This is a genomic window from Brumimicrobium salinarum, from assembly GCF_002844555.1.
GTDB lineage: Bacteria > Bacteroidota > Bacteroidia > Flavobacteriales_D > Crocinitomicaceae > Brumimicrobium > Brumimicrobium salinarum.
This window is the reverse complement of the sequence record NZ_PJNI01000003.1, coordinates 249,800-272,272: the sequence shown is the minus strand read 5'-3', so window position 1 is coordinate 272,272 and position 22,473 is coordinate 249,800. Positions and strand designations below refer to the sequence as shown.

Here is a 22,473-nt window from a genome sequence, read left to right as displayed (position 1 = left end):
GTGTCCTATCCTCACCTCAAAAACTTTATTTCCCTACAAATCACCGCTAATTCCCTTCAAATTCCTACTTTTGTCAAAAGATTAAGCTATGTTGCAGTCAATGACAGGTTACGGTAAGGCGTTTGGAACTTTTTTCAACAAAAAGATTACCGTAGAAATGCGCGCCCTTAATAGTAAAGGGACAGATGTTTACCTAAAACTTCCAGGTACTTATAAATCTTACGAGTTGCCGATTCGAAAGATGATTGGTAAGGCGCTTGAACGCGGAAAAGTGGAGTGTTTGATTACCGAGGAAAGTATTGATGGAAATGCAAAAGTGAGCATTAATCAAGAGTTGGCTTCTGCTTATTATCAGCAAATGAAAACGCTTGCAGTTAAGGTTGGAGAGGAGCCTTCTGACTTTGTTACCGCAATTATGCGTATGCCAGATGTACTTCAAACTAAAGAGTCTGAAGTTTCGGAAGAAGAATGGCAAGAGGTTGAAAAATTGATTCAAGAAGCTTTGAAGAACATTACCCAATTTAGACAAGAAGAAGGAAAGTCTTTAGTTGCTGATTTCACAACTTCAATTGGAGAAATAGAAAGACTTTTACAGGAAGTGCCTAAGTTTGAGGAGGTGCGAATTGATGTTATTCGTGAACGCATGCGTAAGGGGCTAGAAAAGCTACAGGAGAAAGTTGATGAAAATCGTTTCGAACAAGAATTGATTTATTACATCGAAAAAATGGATGTTTCTGAGGAAAAGACTCGTTTGCAACATCATTTGGATTATTTCAGAACAACGATGGAAAATGATGGTGCAATGGGAAAAAAACTTGGATTTATTGGACAAGAAATTGGTAGAGAAATCAATACTTTGGGAAGTAAAGCTTATCATGCCGACTTACAGAAAATAGTGGTTGAAATGAAGGATAATCTTGAAAAGATAAAAGAACAAGTTTTAAATACACTGTAAACGAATAATGAAAAACGGTCAAAAACAAAGCGGTAAATGTGTGATTTTTTCGGCACCTTCTGGAGCTGGGAAGACTACAATTGTGCGTGCTTTATTGGATAGAAGAGAAGATTTGGCTTTTTCTATTTCAGCGTGTTCTCGTGAGCCCAGAGTTAATGAAATTCATGGTAAAGATTACTATTTTTTGGGAATTGAAGGTTTTAAAGAAAAAATTGAAGCCAACGCATTTATAGAGTGGGAGGAAGTTTACAAGGATCATTTTTACGGAACTTTAAAAGCTGAAGTTGATCGTTTGTGGGCGGAGAACAAAGTGGTGGTCTTTGATGTTGATGTTTACGGTGGAATAAATTTGAAGAAATATTTTGGCGATGATGCTTTGAGTATTTTTATTCAGCCACCGTCGATTGAGGTGCTGGAGCAACGTTTACGAGACAGAAAAACGGAAACAGAAGATAAAATCAAAACCCGCATGAAGAAAGCAGGGGAGGAGTTATCTAAACTTCAAAATTTTGATACTTCGGTAGTCAATAAGGATTTAGAATTGACGATTCAGGAAGTGGAGAATCTGGTAAAAGAATATATAAAGTAATGAAAGTAGGATTATATTTCGGAACGTTTAACCCTATCCACATTGGACATTTAATTATTTCCAATTATATGGCAGATTATACCGATTTAGATGAGGTTTGGTTGGTAGTTTCGCCACAAAATCCACTAAAAAAGAAGAAATCGCTGCTGGAAGATTATCACCGCTTGGCGATTGTTAGGGTAGCCATAGAAGACAATGAGAACTTACGAGAAAGTGACATTGAATTTAAAATGCCACGTCCTTCCTACACTTCAGATACTTTAGCTTATTTGAAAGATAAACATCCTAAAAATGAGTTCCATCTCATTATGGGAGAAGATAATTTAAGAACGCTCCACAAATGGAAAAACTTCGAAAATATCTTAGAAAACCATAAATTGTATGTTTACCCACGTGTTTTAACTATTCAAGAAGAACAAGAGGTAGAACAAATTGGTTATTTGCCAGAAAATGAATTGCAAAACCACAAAAACATCATTATGTGCGACGATGCTCCAGTAATGAAAGTGAGTTCTAGTTTTATTCGTCAAGCCATAAAAGACAAAAAAGATGTCCGTTATTTATTGACCGAGCCGGTGCATCATTACATTGACCAAATGAACTTCTACAAAAAGTAGGAGGTAAACTGTTAATATTCCCAGTATTGAGATAGACACTTTAACAAAACTTTTCTTCAGTTTCATTTATCTTTTTTCTCACAAATAATTTTGAAAATATGGAGTTCTTAAAAAGATTACAAAATGTAAGTGTTTGACTGTTTGGTGCAAAAACTTAAAGTTAGCGTTTTATAAATCACTTTTTACAGCGCTAATTCCTCAATTGCTTCAATAGTAGCAGAATCATCAACCCCTAAACCTTCTTTCTGATGCACTAAAACTCCTTGTTGATCAAAAACACTGATGATGTTTGAATGCGAGAAGTCCATTGGAGAAATACGTTTGTAACTTACTGCTAAAACTGCAGCAAACTCCCGTGTGTCTTCAATACTTCCACGTAAGAAAACCCATTGGTCATTGTCCATTTCGTTGTCTTTGGCAAACTGCTTCATTTGTTCGGGTGTATCTGTTTCAGGATCAATACTCACAAACACATATTTCACCTGTTTGTTAGCTTTATCGCTTACTTTTTCGTGAATTCTTCGTATGTCGGCTACCAATCTTGGACAAGCTGCCTTACATGTTGTGTAAATCATAACAGCTACCACGATGTCACCTTTAAAGTCTTCTAACTTAACTTCTTCACCATTTTGGTTGGTCCAATCTGAAGGTAAATGATAGACCGAAAGCTCTGGCAATTCTCCAGTAAAGTCTTTTTTTACTGTTTCTTGTTCGGCTACATTCTCCTCTTTTTCAGTGTTTGTTTCCTCATTGTTGTTACAACTCCAAAATATTCCAAGTGATAAAACAAGAATCAAACTATATATACTCTCTCTTTTCATTTTCTTAATTATTGATTGGGTTTATTTATTGACTTTGCACATCTAAATCCTAAATTTCTGACGGAGTAATTCGCTTTGATACTCCCTCTAAAAGCATACCTCATAAATGCTGCATAGTTCATTAAATCTGATGATCCAACAGCAGCTCCACCACAAAAAAGATCATTACTTCCATCAACATCTTTTCGCGATTCTCCAGAAATTAACACAGAGTTAAAGTCTTGTGTCCATTCCCAAACTAGACCATGCATATCATAAACACCCCAATAGTTTTTAAATGTGCTTCCTATTTCTTGGTTGTATGAATTTGGTTTTTCATACCAACTCAGGATAAATTTATTGTATTCATCTTTTGTTCTCGCATCTGCTCTTTTTTCGCTTGCCATCCCTACATATTCCCATTCATCCAATGTAGGCAAACGTTTTCCTTGACATTCGCAGTACTTTTTAGCAGCAAACCAAGATACGTTTGTCATGGGTGCATTCTGTAATTCTCCCTCTTTTAATTCTGTATCATTTTTAAAATGTCGCATGTAATTTCCATCTGCGAAAAGGGCTATTACATTAGATTTTCTCCATTTAGGATTTTCTTCAAGAAACTCCTTGAATTCAGCGTTGGTAACAGGGTATTTATCAATTTTAAAATCTACAACATTTACTGGCATGGAATCCGATCCATATAAAGGAATATAAGTCCCACCTTCTATTAAAGCCATGCTTTCCTTTTGCCCAAAGCTAATGAGAGAGAAAAACATAATTACAACTATCGACAAAATCTTGGAAAACATGACTTTTAATTTTTATTGTTTATAAATTCTAAATTGGTTTTTATTTTTTTCTAACCTTACGTACCATTTCTTCAGTTACTTCAGTTCCGTTATTATCCCAGCTATTGTAGATATACGTCATCACAGCAGCAACTTCTTTGTCTGTAAGGTTTTGGGCAGTCATTACACTGTTGTATGTCTTACCATTTACAGTAATTTCACCAGACTTACCTCTTAAAACGATATCAATCGCACGATTAACATCATCATTTAAGTAATCTGCGTTAGCCAATGGTGGGAAAGCATTTTCAATTCCTTGTCCATCTGCTTGGTGACAAGCAAAACAAGTTGAGCCGTATACTTTTTTACCTAGTTCCATTTTTTCTGCTTTGCTTAATTCAACAGCAGCAGTTTCTTCTTTTGCGTCATCTTCATCATCTGATGGCATAGACTGAATAGTTCCTCCTTCTGGTAAGTAAATACCTTCTTGAATAGTTCCTGCAAAAACATCTTTATCCTCTTCACCTGTAACGTTAATCATAGCTAAAGCACCTTTGTTGAACGCTCTAAAGATTGAGTGGTCAACCAATACTAACTCGCCAGGTACGTCAACTTCGAATTCAACAATTGCTGCACCACCTGCAGGAATTAATGTTGTTTGTACATTTTCGTTGATTAAATCTCCACCTTCAACGTGAACCCTGTCAAAAATCTCTCCAATTGCATGGAAAGAAGAAACCAAGTTTGGCCCACCATTTCCTACGAATAAACGAATTGTTTCACCAACTTTTGCTTGAAGTGCGCCATCCCCTGTGAGTGCACCTACGCTACCGTTAAATACAACATAGTCAGCGTCTTCATCAATGGCTTTCTGCATGTCGAAAGGTTGTTCACCCTGTTCACCAAATTCACCTTTTGTATAGAAATCTCCCTGCATAACATAATATTCTCGATCAACAGGAGCTAATCCTTCTTCAGGTTCAACTAAGATTAGACCGTACATTCCATTTGCAATGTGCATACCTACAGGTGCAGTTGCACAATGGTAAACATACAAACCTGGATTTAAAGTCTTAAATGAGAAAGTAATCTCATGTCCTGGTGCTACGAAAGATGAAGCTGCTCCACCTCCCGGTCCGTTCACAGCGTGAAGGTCAATGTTATGAGGTAACTTATTATCAGGATGGTTTTTTAGGGTGAATTCCACTTCATCTCCCACTTTTGTTCTGATAAAACTACCAGGTACTGAACCTCCAAATGTCCAATAAACATACTCAACACCATCAGCCATTTCGCCTGTTTCTTCCAAAATCTCCATATCAACCTTTAGCTTTGTAGCTTCACGGTCAGCAGTAGATTTTGGTACAAATGGTGGCGCTGTTAACTCCGCTTTCATTTCAGACACTGCTTTAATGTCCTTTGCATTCATTTTTTTGTTTCATGCACTTGGTCTGAACCACCAGAGCAAGAATACAAAGAGGCCGCTCCTAATAAGAGAGATAAGGATGCGAACCTCTTTAAACTAGATTTAATTTGTGAATCAATCATTTTGTTTGTTTTTAAATTTCGATATAAACATAATAATACTGTTTGTTTTGACAATAGAGATATTCACAGAATACAGCAAAATCTGTTATTTATCATGTTTCTAAATGACGCAAGGCAGTAAATAAGATATAAAACTCTTTTTATCGTTTGTTTTTTTAAAGCACAAGTGTTGACATTAAATAAACAATAAACAAACTGGATTCATTTTAAGGTTTTGTTGAACAATTGACAATCATTAACTTTAAATGACAGTTGTTTTTTGATAATAACTTTATTATTACTTACTTTTGTACTTTATTTTAAGAAAAATAGTACAGATGAGCGAAACAAAAGAACAATTAAAATACAAGGTAAAGGATATAAGCCTTGCAGATTGGGGAAGAAAAGAAATTAGATTGGCAGAAGCAGACATGCCAGGATTAATGTCTCTTAGAAAAGAGTTTGGTGCTGAAAAACCATTAAAAGGTGCAAGAATTGCGGGATGTTTACACATGACCATCCAAACTGCAGTTTTAATTGAAACTTTGGTTGAGTTAGGAGCAGATGTAACTTGGTCTTCTTGTAATATTTTCTCTACACAGGACCATGCAGCAGCAGCAATCGCAGCAGCCGGAATTCCAGTTTTTGCATGGAAGGGAATGAATGAAGAAGAGTTCGACTGGTGTATTGAGCAAACTTTACATGCGTTTGAAGGAGGTAAATCTTTAAACATGATCCTTGATGATGGTGGAGACTTAACCAACATGGTTTTTGATCAATATCCAGAATTAACAAAAGACATTAAAGGTCTTTCTGAAGAAACGACAACTGGGGTTCACCGTTTATATGAAAGAAAGAAAAACGGTACGTTAGTTATGCCTGCGATTAACGTAAACGATTCTGTAACTAAATCTAAATTTGATAACAAATACGGATGTAAAGAGTCATTAGTTGATGCAATTCGTCGTGCTACAGATACCATGATGGCTGGAAAAGTTGCTGTTGTTTGTGGTTATGGTGACGTTGGAAAAGGTTCTGCTGCTTCGTTGAGAGGTGCTGGAGCACGTGTTATCGTTACTGAAATCGATCCAATTTGTGCTTTACAGGCTGCAATGGACGGCTTTGAAGTTAAGAAATTAGATAGTGTTGTTGACAATGTTGATATCGTGGTTACAACTACTGGTAACAAAGATATCGTTGTAGGGAAACACTTTAAAGCGATGAAAGACAAGACGATCGTTTGTAATATTGGACATTTCGATAACGAAATTGATGTTGCTTGGTTAAATGAAAACGCAACATCAAAAGATGAAATTAAACCGCAAGTAGATTTATATGATTTAGGTGGTAAAGACATTATCTTATTAGCTGAAGGTCGTTTGGTTAATTTAGGTTGTGCAACAGGTCATCCATCTTTCGTAATGTCTAACTCTTTTGCTAACCAAACTTTGGCGCAGATGGAGTTGTGGAATAACACAGACAAATATGAAAATGATGTCTATATGCTTCCAAAACATTTGGATGAAAAAGTAGCTGAATTACACCTTAAGAAAATTGGCGTTGAATTAGAAGAACTTTCTAAAGAGCAAGCTGATTATATTGGTGTTGATGTTAAGGGGCCATATAAGCCAGAACATTATAGATATTAATAGAAGAAATATCTTCTTTATATTGAAAGAGTCCAAACTTAATTGTTTGGACTCTTTTTTGTTTGAAATGCGTACTGGGAATTTTACCAATAAATATATCTAAGCCGTCAATCATGCGAATAAACGGTTAACTGACAAGATCCTTCGCAAATTTTCCTTTCCAACCCGTTGAAAAGAAAATTCTCTTCTCTCGATTGCTTTTCCAACACCCGCAACTGTCATCCTGATCATATTTAAAAATCTTAATAACAAAAGGGAGGATTCTCTTTTCGGTGTTGCAACCTTTTTTTAAACAGTCATTGACAGATTTTAACTCTCTTAGGGTCTTAACCCGGATTATTCATGCATTTAATTTTAAATCTATTCTAGGCACAAGACCTAAAGTAATATATGTATATTTCGCGGGGCTTGTAACGACGAATAGATCAAAATTAAATCAAAATCTTACAAATACACAAATACCCAAAAATGGGTTTCTCAAATTTTACAGGAAATACAGTTAAAATACTGACTTACAGATGTTAATATTCATAAACTTTAAGATTGGTGAATAATTCGGGTTAACAGGATTAGCAATTTGCTAATAAGATCTTGAGCTATTTAGAGTAAGGTTTGAAAAACATATACGCTAAATTCAAGATGAAAATTACGAATAAAAAAACCCTGACATAAATGCCAGGGTTTATAAAATATTTGGATTTCGATTTATTCTTCTGAACCTTCAGCGGCTTCTTCACCACCTTCAGCTTCTTCATCTTCTTCGTCTTCCTCTTCATCAACAGCACCACGTGCCATTTTCACAGAAACAACAACAGCGTTTTCGTCTTCTAACGTTTTAACACCTGGCATTTCAATATCTCTTACACGAATTGACTGACCAATTCTTAATGGAGTAATATCAATTTCTGCTTCTTCAGGTAAGTCTTTCGGCAAACCTTCAACATTTAAAGTACGGAATACAGTTAGTAAACGTCCTCCATTTAAAACACCCTTAGATCTACCTACCACACGGATTGGAATTCCAACACGGATTGGTTTGCCTTCAACAACTTCAAGGAAATCAACGTGCAATGGTTTATCCGTTAAAGGATGCATTTGCTTATCTTGAATTATTCCTGTTCTTTTCTTTCCGTCGATATCTAATTCAATTAGATATACATTTGGAGAGAAAATTAATTTTTCGATGTCTACTGAACGAACAGAGAAACAAACTTGTTCTCCTGTTCCATAAAGTACACAAGGTACACCGCCATTTTTACGAACAGCTTTTGTGTCCTTCTTCCCTACGTTCGCTCTAAGCGAACCGCTCAATTGTACTGTTTTCATTGTTTATTATATTTATGAAATTATAAAATGTTTACTTATTGATTCGTTGTGCACCATTTTTTGAATAATATCTCCAAATAAAGCAGCAACAGAAACTACACGAATTTTATCGCTTTGTTTCGATAAAGGTATTGTATCGGTAACGATTAACTCTGTGATTTTAGATTCGGCCAACCTTTCATAAGCAGGGCCCGAAAGAACGGCATGTGTACAATATGCACGAACGCTTTTAGCACCTCGTTCTATTAATAAATCAGCTGCTCTTGTTAAGGTACCTGCTGTATCAATCATATCATCTACAATAACTACATCTTTATCTGCAACGTCACCAATAACAGTCATTTCGGAAATGACATTTGCTTTCTTTCTTTGCTTGTGACAAATTGCTAGTCCTAGATTCAGTTTTTTAGCATACGAGTTTGCTCTTTTTGCTCCGCCAACATCTGGTGCAGCCATTACGACATTACCTTCTTTTGACATTTCTTGAATCTCAGGGAAAAATACCGTAGAAGCGTAGAGGTGATCTACAGGAACTTCAAAAAAGCCTTGAATTTGATCTGCATGTAAATCCATTGTCATTAATCGATCGACACCTGCTGCCATTAGCATGTTAGCAACTAATTTAGCACCAATTGCAACACGCGGCTTGTCTTTCCTGTCCTGACGAGCATATCCAAAATAAGGAATAACCGCAACGATTTTTCTTGCAGAAGCTCTTTTTGCTGCATCAACCATAAGTAAAAGTTCCATCAAATTTTCTGATGGAGGTGTTGTTGATTGAACAATAAAAACATCCTTACCGCGTACCGTTTCTTCAAATGAAGGTTGAAATTCTCCGTCACTAAATTCAGAAACAATGACATTCCCTAAGGAAATACCAAATTCTTTAGCTATTTGTTCCCCCAGGTGTTGGGTTGCTCTTCCAGCGAAAATCTTAACTTCTTTTGACATTACTTGATAGTTTTCAAGGCAACAAAGTTACACAAATTAATTCGCTAAGTGCCAAAACAATTCAAAGGAATTTATTTTTTTATTTTGGCTAAGCTGAATAATTCAAAATTAAATCAAAACCTTGCCAAATGATTAGTGCCCAAACTTGGGATTTTTAAAAACTAATGAAAACACGTTTCAATATTAGAATGTAATGTGTTTACAACTTATAAAAAAATAAGAGTGATAAATAAAAGACTTAAAATGAATGGTTTATGTTGTTGATAAATAGGATTGTTTCACAATAAGAACTGTGTTTAAGCAGATAAAGCACGAAACATTTGGAAAAAGTTTTCATTCGCTTAATTTTGAAGTATATTCAAAAAAGATTTATGTGATTATGTCAAAAATTTTAATAAAAAATATCAAAGGATTATTCCAAACAGGGGAACACCTAACGCATTTCAAGAAAGGAAAAGAAATGGACAATGGTGATTTAATTAATAATGCATTTCTTGCGATTGAAGATGATGAAATCATTGCCTTTGGTAAAATGGAAGACTGGGGAGGAATTACAGACTGGAGAGATTTGGAGGTAATAGATGCAGAAGGGAAATATGTCCTACCAACTTTTTGTGATTCACATACGCATGCTGTTTTTGCAGCTACAAGAGAAGAGGAGTTTGAAGACCGAATTAAAGGTTTGTCTTACGAAGAGATCGCTTTAAAAGGTGGTGGAATTCTAAATTCAGCAGCTCGACTCCAAGAAATGGATGAAGATACTCTATTTGAGGAAGCCTTAAAAAGAATTCATAACCTCGTTGAATATGGTACAGGTGCGATAGAAATAAAATCAGGTTATGGTTTAACCGTAGCTGCAGAATTGAAAATGTTACGTGTTATAAAACGCTTAAAAGCAGCCTCGCCTATGAAAATTAAAGCTACTTTCTTAGGAGCGCATGCTTTTCCAAAAGAATATAAAGACAATCATGAGGGATATATGGATCTCATGATTAACGAAATGTTACCAAAAATAGCAGAAGAGAACTTAGCCGACTATATTGATTGTTTTTGTGAACGTAATTATTTCACGTTAGAACAAATGAATAGACTCCTTGAGGCTGGAGCTAAATACAACTTAAAACCAAAAGTTCATGTCAATCAATTCTCAATTATGGGTGGGGTTGAAGCGGCTGTTAAATATGGTGCGTTATCTGTGGATCACCTCGAAGAATTAGATGAAAATGATATCGAAGCACTAAAAGGAAGTAAAACAATGCCGACATTTTTACCAGGCTGTTCTTTTTTTCTTTCTATTCCGTATGGAAAAGCAAGACAAGCATTAGCAGCAGACTTGCCGATTGCTTTAGCTTCAGATTTTAATCCAGGTTCAACTCCGAATGGAAATATGCAATTAATTACTTCAATAGCATGTGTAAAAATGAATATGACCCCCACAGAAGCACTTAATGCAACAACTTTGAATAGTGCATACGCCATGGGGATTAATGAAACGCACGGTTCAATATCGATTGGTAAGAAAGCAAATATTATGATTACCAAACCTATATCTTCTTTGGCTAGGATACCATACTCCTACGGTGAAAATAATGTAGAAGAGGTAATTCTAAACGGGAAAATCATAAAAAAAGAATCATAATTAACGATGAATAATAATATGCGTCATTTTCACTTAATTATAGTTTTGCTTATTTCCAATCTATTGCTTGGACAAAGAGACGCTATTGACCGTTCGAATTATGAATTGTTGTGGGAGATTTCCAGAGATGATATGTCAGAAAGTGCTTATCTATTTGGTACATATCACAGTAATGACAAAGATATTTTTGATTTTCCCAATGCAGTTTATCAAGCATTAGACGAGGCAGAGGCGGTTATTTTAGAAACCGATATTTCTGAAATTATCCTAAATGATGATTATAATCATTACTTCAATGGTTATCAAAAAACAAATTTGTTAGATTGGATTATTCCCGCTCGTCAGGTAGATAAAACAACACATACTGCTTACGGCTCTGATGATGGTCGTCCACAGTTTATTGACATGTTATTTAAGCAAATTGCTGATAATTGCGGAAAAAAGTTTTATGCATTAGAAACCATTGAGGATCAGTTGAAAATTGGTTTTGACAATGAGTTAGATCCCAATAGACCAGTGAAGTCAGTTGATTTAAGTCAGAAACAACTAAAAAAACTTTACCGTGAAGGCAATGCCAGAGCGCTTCATCAATACACAAAAGACGCTGCACTTATGTATGTTGATTTATATGAAAGTTTGATTGTTAATCGCAATTTGAAAATGACTGATGGCATTGATACCTTAATACACAATAATAATAGCTCTTTCATTGCTGTTGGTGCTGCACATCTACTCGGCAAATACGGTATAGTTCATTTGTTAAGGGAAAAAGGTTATACCGTAAAGTCTCCTCTAATTGCATTTGATAAACAAGATCATTTAGAAAAAGAGTTGCTTAATAAATGTAGAGCTTATCAATACATAGATGAAACTTTTGGAGCTTCCATCGTGTTTGGAGGTAAGCCTACTTTAGTTGATCGTAAAAAGGGTGAACTCAAGTATGCAAAATATATAGAGTTTGGGCAAGGAAATATCTATCGTTTGGATATGAAGTATTTTAATTTTAATACAGATTTAGATTCCGTTGTTCGTAAATATTTTGATCCCGAAATGTATAAAATAGTTCACTTTGATAGTGTGATTATCGATGAAGGAGTGAAAGCGCTTCAAGGGAAGCTTATTCATGAGAATAATGAACAATGGCTTAGAGTTTTTCATAGGAACAACATTATATATGCAATAACTGCAGTAGGAGGGCATCGTTTTGCTCATTCAAATCGTGCTATTTCTTTCTTCAATACATTTAAGTTTTCTGATACAAAAAAAGATGTTCATTTAAATCAATTGGTTTCTTCCCCATCTCGCACTTTAAATCTTATGTTTCCAGCGGATGTTCATGAAAACAAAATTCAAGAAGCGTATGATGATGTTTGGACTGCTTTGTGGTTCAATCCATCAACAAATGAAAAGTTATTTGCTGCTGAGAGCATAATGTCAAACCAATCAATTGTAACTAAAAACGAAGATTTTGGTCGGTATTTATTGAGTGATTATGATTCAGATGAAATCACCTTTTATGATGAAGTCCACAAAGAAGGAGCGTACTTTCAAAAATCTTTCCGTATTAACAAGGGATCAACTTCCATTTTCGGAAAGATGCGTTTGATGGGAAATGTTATTCAAATTATAAAGTATGAAGGAAGTGATGAACATAAAAAAGATAAGTTTCTTTCACACTTTGATAAAATGCCTGTTTTTCCAGTTGTACAAAAGCAAATTGCTATTGAGAATGATGTCTTTTCAACCAAAGTTACACGTTCAGGATTTAAACAGTATGATGTATCGAATGAAAAAGAATATCTCAACAAGAGCGAGTACCGATTAAATGATCATGAGCATAGTCTTTCATATAGAATTATCACTAAAAAATATAAAAAATGGGCGTTTTCAAACCGTTCGATTAAAGAAGTTTTAGGCGCACAAATTCAATGGCCAGCAGAAGATATTCAAGTTGAAATTGACACCACTTATGACTTTACAGATACTTTTCCTACATTATATTTTGATATATACTACCCATTAGCTGAAAATCGATTTTCAGGAAAAGTATTTATCCAAGGGAAAAACATCATACTTGCAAGTGTAATATACCCTAATCAAGCACAAAAACGGGTAGAACATTTATCATTTCTTGATGATTTAAAAATTAAAAATAAAGACACATCAAATCTTGATGATATTAATTTTGGATTGTTAAAAAATGAGGTGATGATCAACGGACAAAAATCCTTAATCCAACTCATTGAAGATTACCAAATAAATGATAGCACCTTAAAAATAATTTTGGCCTGGCCGAATTCATTTTGGAAACAGTACGATAGAGATGGTAATATTCGCGGAACTATACTCGTGAATTTAGAAAACTCTAATCAACTCACTGATGTTTTCGAGTTTTGGAAGGTCAATATGACACCCGAGAATCATTACCTCTCTCTTGCTACTTTATTCACACTCCAAAAGCAAAACAAACCAAAGGAATTTATTACCGTTGCCCACGCGATTAAAAAACAAAAAAATCAACATGTTAATTTCTATGCATATTTAGATATAAATAAAGAAAAAACTAAATTCCTAGCATCTGTTTGGCCTGTTTTTAGTGAAATTTTGTCAGATAGTTTAGCATGGGAAACAAGTTTTATTTTACCGGATTTAATGGAAGAACCATTTTTAAAAAACTACTTCACAAGCGATACTTATATAAAAGCCGTAACGAGTAAACGACAACCAGAATGGGCAGCGTTTCGTTACCTAGAAATTTTACATAAACAAAATGTATCTCCTGCAATAATGCATAGGGTTTTGAAAAGTTGGAAGGAAAATAATCAATCCATAAACAAACATGTGCTGGGTAGTCGCATAGCATGGGAAACAATTCTAGGTGAAAAACCTTCTTTTAAAGAAAAAAGATTGCTCCGGAAAAATACTGCTATAGCTATAGCTTACGCAAAAGTTATGGCTGTTTCTGGTACACCTATCTATGAAATTTATTCATACGAAGACATGATTGGTTACATTGCTTTTGATCACTATAAAGATGCTTACCAAGATGAGAACAAAACTTTATCTCACCTAGAAAATAGAACCATCCAACTTGAAGAAAAAACGTTTGAATTTGCGTTTTATGAAGTAACTGAAAATAAGAAGACTTATCTTATGTCAAGATTGATTCCAAAAGATCGAAATTTGCCATCTTATGGTGGTTTTGGAGCAAATACACATTTTTTCTATCGAAACGGTAAGTATAATCTTGAGGAAATCGAAAATGAATTAAAAATGAAAATACAAGAAGAAAGAGATAGAGAATGAAAGAGGTAGATTCTATAATTGCCTATCTTGGAAAGGTTGAACCATATTTTGATAAAGTTCTTCATTTTTTAACCTTTCTTCTGTTAACTAAATTCCTAGTATTAATTCTTGTTTTTATTTAATTAACTCACGATCTGCTTCAAAAACTTCTCGGTTATCAAATACGTAGGTTTTACACCTGTCAAACCTAGTCCGCCAGAGGCTAAAGTGCTTCCCGTTTCGAGAGGATTATCAGAAGCGTAATATGCATACCTAACCTTTAAATCAGGACTCACACTCTTTCTTATGAGTGATGCCGCTTGAATGGCTTTTTGATAGTGTGCACCTTCCATTTCTAATCCAACGACTTTCCACGTTGATTTCTTGAAATATTTCAGCATTTCTTTGTTTTGCAGCGAAGTACCTAAAACAGTGATCATGTGCCCATCGCTCGCTTCGATGTCTTCGTTTTCGAAATCAGCAAGGGTGAGTTCATTGTCAAAAGGATAATTATCTGTTGTTCCTTCAAAAACATGTGCTTGAGGAATCATAATATCTCCTTTGTTTCCTTTTAGAATTCCCGCCTTCCCCATGATGGAAACAGAATCTACATTGAGTTTTACAGGTCCATTTTTGCCTTTCTTGTAGGGTTTCAGTAATTCATCCATGGTTTCAAAAGCTTGCTCTCCAAAGGCATAGTCCATAACAATTATTACATCTTTACTTTCTTTAGTAACTTCTGAGAGGTAACTGTTTTCGAAATTCATTTTAGATAAATCAAAAATCTGTACATCAATGTTGGTACCTGATTCATCTTTCAAATAAGTCATTCCTTGCTCTAAAGCTAAATCACTTATTTGTTTTCTGTCTTCATGGTTCTCGGGCTGGCTCAATCTTTCAAAGACTTCTCTTTTATTTAGCTTTTCAGTTTCTTTGGTGATGGTTTGTTTACTGAATAGATAATTCATCACACTGTGCATATTGGCACTAATGATATGAACAGGTCTGTCAATAATGTTTTGATCTTCTAATTCCTTTTTGATTCGATTAGCCCAACGCTCTCCATGCATGTGATGCCCTGTTCTTTCACGTAAAACTGGACTAAACAAGATGATTCTTTTGTTGATTTCTAAAACTTCATCAATGGCCAATTTTCCTAACCAATAAATCACTTTTAGCAAACGATTAGGCCGCGTTTTTGTAGAACAAGCATTAAAAACATGCAAAACTTCTTCGAAGGTTCTTCCTAAAATATTCGCCGAATGAAACAGAGCAATTTCTAAATCATCATCTGAAATTTCTTCTTTCAAAACAATCTTTTCAAATTTCTGCCATTCTAAAGTTAAAGCACCTTTATCGTTAATGATTACCCGATTGGCAATTTTATGCGATTCAATAAAGAGGAAAGTCAGGTGAGTAAGAATATCATAAATGTCCGATCTTCCACGTGTAATTTCAACGTTCATTTGATCCTTGTCTATTCGATAGCAATTTCTTCTTCTTTTCGGTGGAATAATTGATTTTAGATTAGACAATTGATAACCTTCATCTCCTGTTAAATTAATAATCGGACATTCTTCAATTCCATGTGGCAAACGATCCAAGACGTAAAGTAAACCATTCAGTTCTACTTTTTCTTCACCAATAGAACCATAAATTTCAGGTTGTAAAGCCAATAATCCTTCCCGAAGCGTAGTCCCCGAAACGCCCATAGGCTTGTAAAATCCTCTATTAAATAAATGACGCATGGCAATGTAGATACGTTCTATTGCTTGGGTTGCCTCTTGTGCTTTGGTTCGTTTTTTTTCGCTCATAAATTGTTTCATTTGATGTATTGGTGATTTTTGATGTGAACGAATATAGTAAAAACTATTGATAATGTGAGGGGTGAGAATTTAAATGTGCTATCCATAAATCAAGCTAAATCTAAAACTAACAAGACAGATATAAACAATAACTGCAAACTTAACAGGTGTTAAATCCAAATCTATTCTATCACGATTTTTCAAAACCCTTCAAAAACTACCAAATTCTAAAATTTTCAACTATCCATTTTCAATTAAATAAGCGCTATCTTCACGTAATTTTCTATTTTTGCACGAGTCAAAATAAAAGTAATGAAACATACGAAAATTAAAGCGTTATTGGAATCGTCTGAAGTAGGCGAAAAAGTTATTGTTAAAGGTTGGGTGAGGGCTTTTCGAAGCAATCGTTTTATCCAGATTAATGACGGGTCAACGATCAATAATATCCAAGCGGTAATTGAATATGAAAATTTTGATGAAGCCATTCTAAAAAAGATTGGAACCGCAACTGCCGTTGAAGTACATGGAACTTTAATTGAATCTCAAGGAAAAGGACAAGCAGTAGAAATCGCTGTTGAGGATGTTAAAATTCTTGGAGAAGCAAATCCAGATGAGGTTCAAAAAACAGTAATGCAGCCAAAAAAGCACAGTCTTGAATTCTTGCGTGAACAAGCGCACTTGCGTTTCAGAACGAATACTTTTGGAGCGGTGTTTAGAATTCGACATGGCTTAACATTTGCGATTCATAAGTTCTTTAATGACAAAGGATTTTACAATTTACATACGCCAATTCTAACATCTTCTGATGCGGAAGGAGCGGGTGAAATGTTTCATGTTACAAATTTCGATTTGAATAATGTTCCGAAAACCGAAGACGGAAAAGTGGACTATTCACAAGATTTTTTCGATAAACCTGTTAATCTAACGGTTTCTGGTCAATTAGAAGCTGAACTTGGAGCTTTAGCTTTAGGTCAAGTGTATACATTTGGACCAACTTTTAGAGCAGAAAATTCAAATACTTCTCGTCACTTGGCAGAATTTTGGATGATAGAACCAGAAGTTGCTTTTAATGACTTGAAAGACAACATGGATCTGACCGAAGAGTTTTTGAAGTACTTGTCAAACTATGTTCTTGAAAATTACGCAGATGATCTGAAATTTTTAAACGATCGTGATGTAAAAGAGCAAAGCGCAAAACCGGCCAAAGACAGAAATCCATTAACTCTAATTGAAAGATTGGAGTTTGTGGCCAACAATGAATTCAAGAGAATTACATATACAGAAGCAATTGAGATTTTAAGAAATTCTAAACCTTTCAAGAAAAAGAAATTCAAATATGATGTGGAGTGGGGTGTAGATTTACACTCAGAACACGAACGTTATTTGGTAGAAAAGGAATTCAATTGTCCAGTTATTATCACAGATTATCCTGCTGATATTAAGGCATTCTACATGCGTCAAAACGACGATGGAAAAACAGTTGCAGCAATGGATGTTTTATTCCCTGGAATTGGAGAAATTGTTGGAGGTTCGCAACGTGAGGAGCGTATGGATGTTTTGAAGAAGAAATGTGCTGATTTTAATATTGATGAGAAAGAAGTGTGGTGGTATTTAGACTCACGTAAATTTGGATCAGTTCCTCATTCTGGATTTGGTTTAGGGTTTGAAAGAATGGTGATGTTTGCCACTGGAATGACCAATATTAGAGATGTAATTCCTTTCCCAAGAACACCGGGTAATGCTGATTTTTGATAAATAAAATTGAATTGATTATTAAATTGTGATTTTACCACTTTAAACTGTTATAAAGTGGTAAAATCAATCTATTTTCTGCTGAATATCCTTTATGAATAGCATGATAAAAGTTGATTGAACACTGATTCAAATAATTGATTCTTAGAAGGGGGAATTAAAAATAAATCGAAAAGTATGAATTGGTTTATAAACCTTTAAACAGTATTTAGATTTTTTGTTCCTGTTTTTAATCTGAAAATTGCCATCATTAGGATACCAAACAAAATACAAGCAAACAATAAATGAGCGGTTTGTACCAAGCCTGGAACATTAAAATGGTTTAAAATTACGCCGCTTAGGAGTTCTATGACTAACATAGCGAAAGCCCAATGCAGAATACGTAAATCTTTTCGTTTTCTTGCAATCCAGAACATTCCAACAATCAATGCTAGTACTAACCAAGAAAAACTTCTGTGAATGAAGAAAATCAATCCGAGATTTTCCGACCAGCCTTCTCGACCAATTCCTGCTTTGGTTAAATGATCAATCTCTTCACGAACTTGCGTTCCTAAGAACATTTGGGCAAACGTAATGAAGAAAATTAAGAACAAAAGTCCATAAAATTGCTTGCTGACCTTGATGTTTCGTTGTTGTGAGGGAGAAACCATTCTCAAAAGATAGATTTGTAAGCCAATAATTACCAATGCTAGAAAGAGGTGAACGGTTATCGTCCAAGGAACTAAATTTGTTGCCACTACAATAGAACCAAACCATGCCTGAAACGCAAGAAGAACCAAGTTAATTCCTCCAACAAAAATTAAGCGTTTTTCTCGGTATTTTATCATAATCCATAGAAAAACGAGGAGTACTCCATTACCTGCCAAAAAACCAAATAAACGATTGACATATTCTGTCCATGTTTTTCTGGCATTAAAATCTTGTTCAATTAAAATAGATTTGTCGTTGCGAATTTTGTCTGCTGTTGTTTCCATCCCAATTGCTGCTAGAAAGTTGCTAAATTTTTCAACTTTTTTAGCTCGCTTATCACTATAAATATCTTTATAGTCTTCTGGAAGTGCTGATTTTTCAGTTGGAGGCACCCATTGTCCAAAACACTTTGGCCAGTCTGGACAGCCCATTCCGCTACCAGTGATTCTCACGAAACTTCCCGCTATTACTACGAGAAATATAAAGACCAAGGTGATCCAATTGACACGAACAAACCACTTTCCGTATTTCATTATGACTAAAATTGAAATTAGATTACAAATTTAAAATACAAAGCCACATCAAAAGGAATTAATCATAAATATTTATCGAATATGTGTTCTGCAAAAAAAAGCAATTGTCACCTGTAGGACTGTAAATTATTACTTCGTAATTGGTAACAGATGTTTCATAATCTAAAGTTTTGTGTTATCTATAATTATTTTTAAAACCTGTTTAGGTTAAGATATTCTGATTGAGACTAAAAAAATAATTTGATTTTTTAAAATACTTTTGATGAAGTAAAATCAGAAATTATAAGATAAAAAACTGTATATTTATTTTTTAAAAAAATAACTAGTTATGAAAACTCTAAAACCATTTTTGCTGCTGTTTAGCTGCTTTCTCACGCTGACGATTAATAGTCAGGAAGATAGTATAAAGATAGTCGTTGCAAAAAACGTAGCAATAGACTCTTCTGGTATTGAGCCAGCCGCTCAAAAAGCATATAATGAAGGGACCACAGCTTTTGAGAATAAAGATTACACTTCTGCAATACTGAAATTTAAACAAGCATTGGAGATTTCGCCTTCGTTTTCTCAAGCCCGAAGTAATTTAGCGTATACTTATTTGGCTAATAAAGAAGTTGATTTAGCAAAGGAGCAATTTTTAGCGTTAGCCGAAGCGGATCAAAAAGCTGACGGACCCTATTATGAATTAGGAACAATTGCCGCTCAAAAAGATAGTTTTGCTTTAGCAGTAAACTTTTTCACCAAAGCAATTGAAAGAAAAGCTAATCAAGCCGATTATTTTTATCAACGTGGAATTCAATATTTTAAATTGAAGAACTATGAGGCGGCAATAACAGATTTTTCAAAAGTTATTTTGATTAATCCCAAGCATGCAGATGCTTATAATGATAGGGGAAGTGCATACAAACTAAGTGAGAATTATAAAAAAGCTATCGAAGATTACAACAAAGCAGCAACACTGAATAAAAAATCGGGTAATGCCTATAATAATTTGGGAAGTTTGTATCGTGAACAAAAGAAATATGACAGGGCTATTTCTGCTTACGACAAAGCGCTCATGATTGAGAAAGATAATTTTATGGCGTTAAATAATAGAGGTTTTGCCAAATTTGAAAAAGGTGATTATAAAAATGCTTTAGGAGATTTTAAAAAAGTTATTCTTCTTAAGCCAGATTATACAATTGCATATAATAATATTGCTGGTGTGTATATGGAAATGGAAGAGTATGAAAATGTAGTGAAATATGCAAGTCAGGCAATTGAAAGAGACGATCAAATTGGAGCGGCTTTTTATAATAGGGCCATAGCGAATGAAATGTTAAGAAATGAAGAACAAGCTTGCCAGGATTGGAACAGAGCTGCAGATTTAGGAGTAAGAATTGCTGAAGAATATTATACCACGAACAACTGTGGAAACTAAAAAGAAAAAATAATGAAAACAATAATATTAACAATACTTGTTGCTTTGATAGGTAGTTCGATTGTCGCACAAGAGGTGACTTTTGATAAAAAGAATTTCAAAGACGATAAAAAAGCATTTAAAGAGGCTGAAAATCATTTTAAAACGGCAGACGAACTAATGCTGCCATATCCTTTTCCAAGATATGGACAAGCGTTAAAACATTATCTTAAAGCACAAGCGTTTAACCCCAAAAGTGCTCATGTAAATTATCAAATTGGAATCTGTTATCTTAATGCTCCAGAGAAATTCAAAGCGTTAGAGTTTTTTCAACAGTCTTTTCAATTAAATCCAAGCGCAAAACCAGATATTCATTATTTTTTGGGTAGAGGTTTTCACCTGAAAATGGATTGGGATAAAGCTATTCAACATTATCAAACTCATAAAAGTCGCATAGATGCAAAAAAAGACTTAGAAGCATATATGGATGTGAATAAAAGAATCTTTGAATGCCAATCAGGGAAGAAATTGGTCGCTAATCCTGTACGTGTTTGGATTGATAATTTAGGGAAAAACGTAAACTCTAAATATCCTGATTATGGAATGGTAATGACCGCAGATGCATCTGAAATATTTTTCACCAGCCGTCGACCTGGAACAACAGGCGAGGAAAAAGATGAATTTATAGATGCTTATTTTGAAGATGTTTATACGTCAAACCGATATGAAAGTGAAAACTGGACAGTAGCAAAGAATATTGGTGCCCCAATTAACACTAAAGGTCATGATGCAGCTGTTGCTTTAAGTCCTGATGGAAGTAAAATGATTGTGTATATCGACGACAAAGGAGATGGAAATTTATACGAAAGTAAAAGAGAAGGTGATGAATGGAGTAAGCCTAAAATATTTAATGATGCTGTGAGTGGGCCTTACCATGAAGCGTCTGCTTGGTATACACCTGATGGAAAGGAGCTTTATTTTATAAGTGAACGGCCTTTGGAAAAAAGAGGAGATCCGAAAGATCGTGATATTTATGTTGCAACATGGAATGCAGACAAAGAAAGATGGGGGAATGTTCAACGATTACCAGAGACAATCAATTCCAAATATAATGAAGATGGGATTTATGTGCATCCGGATGGAAAAACAATCTACTTTTCTTCTAAAGGACACAATTCTATGGGAGGTTACGATGTGTTTAAAGCTGTGAAAAATGAAGACGGAACATGGACAGAACCAGAAAATATGGGGTATCCGATTAATACACCGGATGACGATGTGTTTTTTACTGTTGCTGCTAATGGAAGAGATGCGTACATGACTTCTTTTAGAGAGGATGGTTTGGGTGATAAAGATCTGTATAAAGTTACTTTACTTGGGGCTAAGAAAGATCCAATTTTAAGTGGTGAAGACATGCTTTTAGCAAATGCTGATGTGGCAATTCGAGCAGTTCAAATCGAACCAAAAGTAGAGGTGTCAGGAAGTAAGCTAATGATCTTGAAAGGAAAAGTTAGAGACGACGAAACGAAAAACCCTTTGCAAGCAGAAATTGAATTAGTTGATAATGAAACTAATGAGGTGATTGCGGAGTTCACATCTGATAGTAAGACAGGGAGATACTTAGTCTCTTTACCGGGTGGTAAAAACTATGGAATTGCAGTAAAGGCAAAAGATTATTTGTTCCACTCAGAAAACTTTGATGTAAAACAAGATGCAAGCTATAAAGAAGTCGAGGTAAATATTGATTTGAAAAAAGTAAATGTGGGGAAATCCATCGTTTTAAAGAATATTTTCTTTGATTTAAGTAAATACTCGTTAAGACCTGAGTCTGAAATAGAATTAAATCGTTTGACACAATTATTGATTGAAAATCCAAATTTAAAAATAGAGATTAGTGGGCATACGGATTCACGAGGATCTGCAGCTTTCAATAAAGAATTGTCGAAGAATCGTGCTCAAGCGGTTGTAACCTACCTAGTTGAAAAAGGTATTGATAAAGGACGACTTGTGTCAGCAGGATATGGTCCTGAACAGCCAATTGTAACTGATGCTGAAATTGCTAAGATGAGCAGAAGGACAGAAAAAGAAGCAGCTCATCAAAAAAATAGAAGAACCGAATTTAAGGTACTTTCCAAATAGTTTTTTGAAAGTATTAAATGTTGAAAAGCCAG

16 protein-coding genes are annotated in these 22,473 nt (G+C 34.7%); 9 read left to right on the top strand and 7 right to left on the bottom strand.

Translation table 11 applies throughout. The features are described from left to right. The first annotated feature begins 88 nt into the window (after positions 1-88). Genes CW751_RS05430 through nadD form a run of 3 tightly spaced genes read left to right on the top strand, consistent with a single transcriptional unit; the run spans position 89 to position 2,161 of the window. Positions 89-955: a YicC/YloC family endoribonuclease gene (locus CW751_RS05430; protein ID WP_101333974.1), complete on the top strand. Its 867-nt coding sequence runs from the start codon at positions 89-91 to the stop codon at positions 953-955. Positions 956-962: 7 nt separating this feature from the next. Beyond that, entirely contained in the window at positions 963-1,544 is a 582-nt protein-coding gene (gene gmk, locus CW751_RS05425) for a guanylate kinase (protein ID WP_101333973.1), read from the top strand. After that, positions 1,544-2,161, top strand: a complete 618-nt coding sequence (gene nadD / locus CW751_RS05420) for a nicotinate (nicotinamide) nucleotide adenylyltransferase (RefSeq protein WP_101333972.1) — start codon at positions 1,544-1,546, stop codon at positions 2,159-2,161. The genes gmk and nadD overlap by 1 nt, the downstream gene beginning before the upstream one ends. 182 nt (positions 2,162-2,343) lie before the next feature. Here the strand turns inward: nadD and CW751_RS05415 are convergent, their stop codons facing one another. From CW751_RS05415 to nirK, 3 genes are all read right to left on the bottom strand, one after another. Further along, positions 2,344-2,982 (bottom strand): SCO family protein, encoded by a 639-nt coding sequence (locus tag CW751_RS05415; RefSeq protein ID WP_101333971.1) that lies wholly within the window; start codon positions 2,980-2,982, stop codon positions 2,344-2,346. Positions 2,983-2,990: 8 nt separating this feature from the next. Further along, the gene (locus tag CW751_RS05410; protein ID WP_101333995.1) at positions 2,991-3,698 is read right to left on the bottom strand and encodes a formylglycine-generating enzyme family protein; all 708 of its coding nucleotides are present in this window, start codon (positions 3,696-3,698) and stop codon (positions 2,991-2,993) included. Positions 3,699-3,810: 112 nt separating this feature from the next. Continuing rightward, positions 3,811-5,178 carry a copper-containing nitrite reductase gene (gene nirK, locus CW751_RS05405; RefSeq protein ID WP_101333970.1) on the bottom strand — a complete coding sequence of 456 codons (1,368 nt, stop codon included), beginning with the start codon at positions 5,176-5,178 and terminating at the stop codon, positions 3,811-3,813. Positions 5,179-5,614: 436 nt separating this feature from the next. Between nirK and ahcY the strand changes: the two genes are divergently transcribed. After that, a complete protein-coding gene (gene ahcY / locus CW751_RS05400) occupies positions 5,615-6,925 on the top strand; it encodes an adenosylhomocysteinase (protein WP_101333969.1) in 1,311 nt (436 codons plus the stop codon). Positions 6,926-7,630: 705 nt separating this feature from the next. Here the strand turns inward: ahcY and CW751_RS05395 are convergent. Then, positions 7,631-8,251 (bottom strand): 50S ribosomal protein L25, encoded by a 621-nt coding sequence (locus CW751_RS05395; protein WP_101333968.1) that lies wholly within the window; start codon positions 8,249-8,251, stop codon positions 7,631-7,633. A 12-nt stretch (positions 8,252-8,263) separates the two neighbouring features. Beyond that, positions 8,264-9,202 (bottom strand): ribose-phosphate pyrophosphokinase, encoded by a 939-nt coding sequence (locus CW751_RS05390; protein WP_101333967.1) that lies wholly within the window; start codon positions 9,200-9,202, stop codon positions 8,264-8,266. 379 nt (positions 9,203-9,581) lie between these two features. On the opposite strand from CW751_RS05390, the gene hutI reads away from it, so the two are divergent. Further along, entirely contained in the window at positions 9,582-10,841 is a 1,260-nt protein-coding gene (gene hutI, locus CW751_RS05385) for an imidazolonepropionase (protein WP_101333966.1), read from the top strand. A gap of 6 nt (positions 10,842-10,847) precedes the next feature. Then, positions 10,848-14,147: a TraB/GumN family protein gene (locus CW751_RS05380; RefSeq protein ID WP_101333965.1), complete on the top strand. Its 3,300-nt coding sequence runs from the start codon at positions 10,848-10,850 to the stop codon at positions 14,145-14,147. A gap of 122 nt (positions 14,148-14,269) precedes the next feature. Here the strand turns inward: CW751_RS05380 and CW751_RS05375 are convergent, their stop codons facing one another. Next, positions 14,270-15,940, bottom strand: a complete 1,671-nt coding sequence (locus CW751_RS05375) for a DUF6909 family protein (protein ID WP_101333994.1) — start codon at positions 15,938-15,940, stop codon at positions 14,270-14,272. A gap of 303 nt (positions 15,941-16,243) precedes the next feature. Here CW751_RS05375 and asnS point away from each other — a divergent pair, with 303 nt between their 5' ends. Then, a complete protein-coding gene (asnS, locus tag CW751_RS05370) occupies positions 16,244-17,683 on the top strand; it encodes an asparagine--tRNA ligase (protein ID WP_101333964.1) in 1,440 nt (479 codons plus the stop codon). Between the two features lie 197 nt (positions 17,684-17,880). On the opposite strand, the gene CW751_RS05365 is transcribed toward asnS, so the two are convergent. Continuing rightward, positions 17,881-18,906 carry a COX15/CtaA family protein gene (locus tag CW751_RS05365; RefSeq protein ID WP_101333963.1) on the bottom strand — a complete coding sequence of 342 codons (1,026 nt, stop codon included), beginning with the start codon at positions 18,904-18,906 and terminating at the stop codon, positions 17,881-17,883. A gap of 328 nt (positions 18,907-19,234) precedes the next feature. Between CW751_RS05365 and CW751_RS05360 the strand changes: the two genes are divergently transcribed. Beyond that, positions 19,235-20,323 carry a tetratricopeptide repeat protein gene (locus tag CW751_RS05360; RefSeq protein ID WP_101333962.1) on the top strand — a complete coding sequence of 363 codons (1,089 nt, stop codon included), beginning with the start codon at positions 19,235-19,237 and terminating at the stop codon, positions 20,321-20,323. A gap of 12 nt (positions 20,324-20,335) precedes the next feature. Then, a complete protein-coding gene (locus tag CW751_RS05355) occupies positions 20,336-22,441 on the top strand; it encodes an OmpA family protein (protein ID WP_101333961.1) in 2,106 nt (701 codons plus the stop codon). Positions 22,442-22,473: the final 32 nt, after the last annotated feature.

What these genes read in the sequence shown, in the direction of transcription:
- CW751_RS05415 (WP_101333971.1), bottom strand. Translation starts at nt 2,982, where the DNA reads ATGAAAAGAGAGAGTATATATAGTTTGATTCTTGTTTTATCACTTGGA.
- nadD (WP_101333972.1), top strand. Translation starts at nt 1,544, where the DNA reads ATGAAAGTAGGATTATATTTCGGAACGTTTAACCCTATCCACATTGGA.
- CW751_RS05380 (WP_101333965.1), top strand. Translation starts at nt 10,848, where the DNA reads ATGAATAATAATATGCGTCATTTTCACTTAATTATAGTTTTGCTTATT.
- ahcY (WP_101333969.1), top strand. Translation starts at nt 5,615, where the DNA reads ATGAGCGAAACAAAAGAACAATTAAAATACAAGGTAAAGGATATAAGC.
- hutI (WP_101333966.1), top strand. Translation starts at nt 9,582, where the DNA reads ATGTCAAAAATTTTAATAAAAAATATCAAAGGATTATTCCAAACAGGG.
- CW751_RS05430 (WP_101333974.1), top strand. Translation starts at nt 89, where the DNA reads ATGTTGCAGTCAATGACAGGTTACGGTAAGGCGTTTGGAACTTTTTTC.
- CW751_RS05375 (WP_101333994.1), bottom strand. Translation starts at nt 15,940, where the DNA reads ATGAGCGAAAAAAAACGAACCAAAGCACAAGAGGCAACCCAAGCAATA.
- CW751_RS05410 (WP_101333995.1), bottom strand. Translation starts at nt 3,698, where the DNA reads ATGGCTTTAATAGAAGGTGGGACTTATATTCCTTTATATGGATCGGAT.
- asnS (WP_101333964.1), top strand. Translation starts at nt 16,244, where the DNA reads ATGAAACATACGAAAATTAAAGCGTTATTGGAATCGTCTGAAGTAGGC.
- CW751_RS05390 (WP_101333967.1), bottom strand. Translation starts at nt 9,202, where the DNA reads ATGTCAAAAGAAGTTAAGATTTTCGCTGGAAGAGCAACCCAACACCTG.
- CW751_RS05395 (WP_101333968.1), bottom strand. Translation starts at nt 8,251, where the DNA reads ATGAAAACAGTACAATTGAGCGGTTCGCTTAGAGCGAACGTAGGGAAG.
- CW751_RS05355 (WP_101333961.1), top strand. Translation starts at nt 20,336, where the DNA reads ATGAAAACAATAATATTAACAATACTTGTTGCTTTGATAGGTAGTTCG.
- gmk (WP_101333973.1), top strand. Translation starts at nt 963, where the DNA reads ATGAAAAACGGTCAAAAACAAAGCGGTAAATGTGTGATTTTTTCGGCA.
- CW751_RS05365 (WP_101333963.1), bottom strand. Translation starts at nt 18,906, where the DNA reads ATGAAATACGGAAAGTGGTTTGTTCGTGTCAATTGGATCACCTTGGTC.
- CW751_RS05360 (WP_101333962.1), top strand. Translation starts at nt 19,235, where the DNA reads ATGAAAACTCTAAAACCATTTTTGCTGCTGTTTAGCTGCTTTCTCACG.
- nirK (WP_101333970.1), bottom strand. Translation starts at nt 5,178, where the DNA reads ATGAATGCAAAGGACATTAAAGCAGTGTCTGAAATGAAAGCGGAGTTA.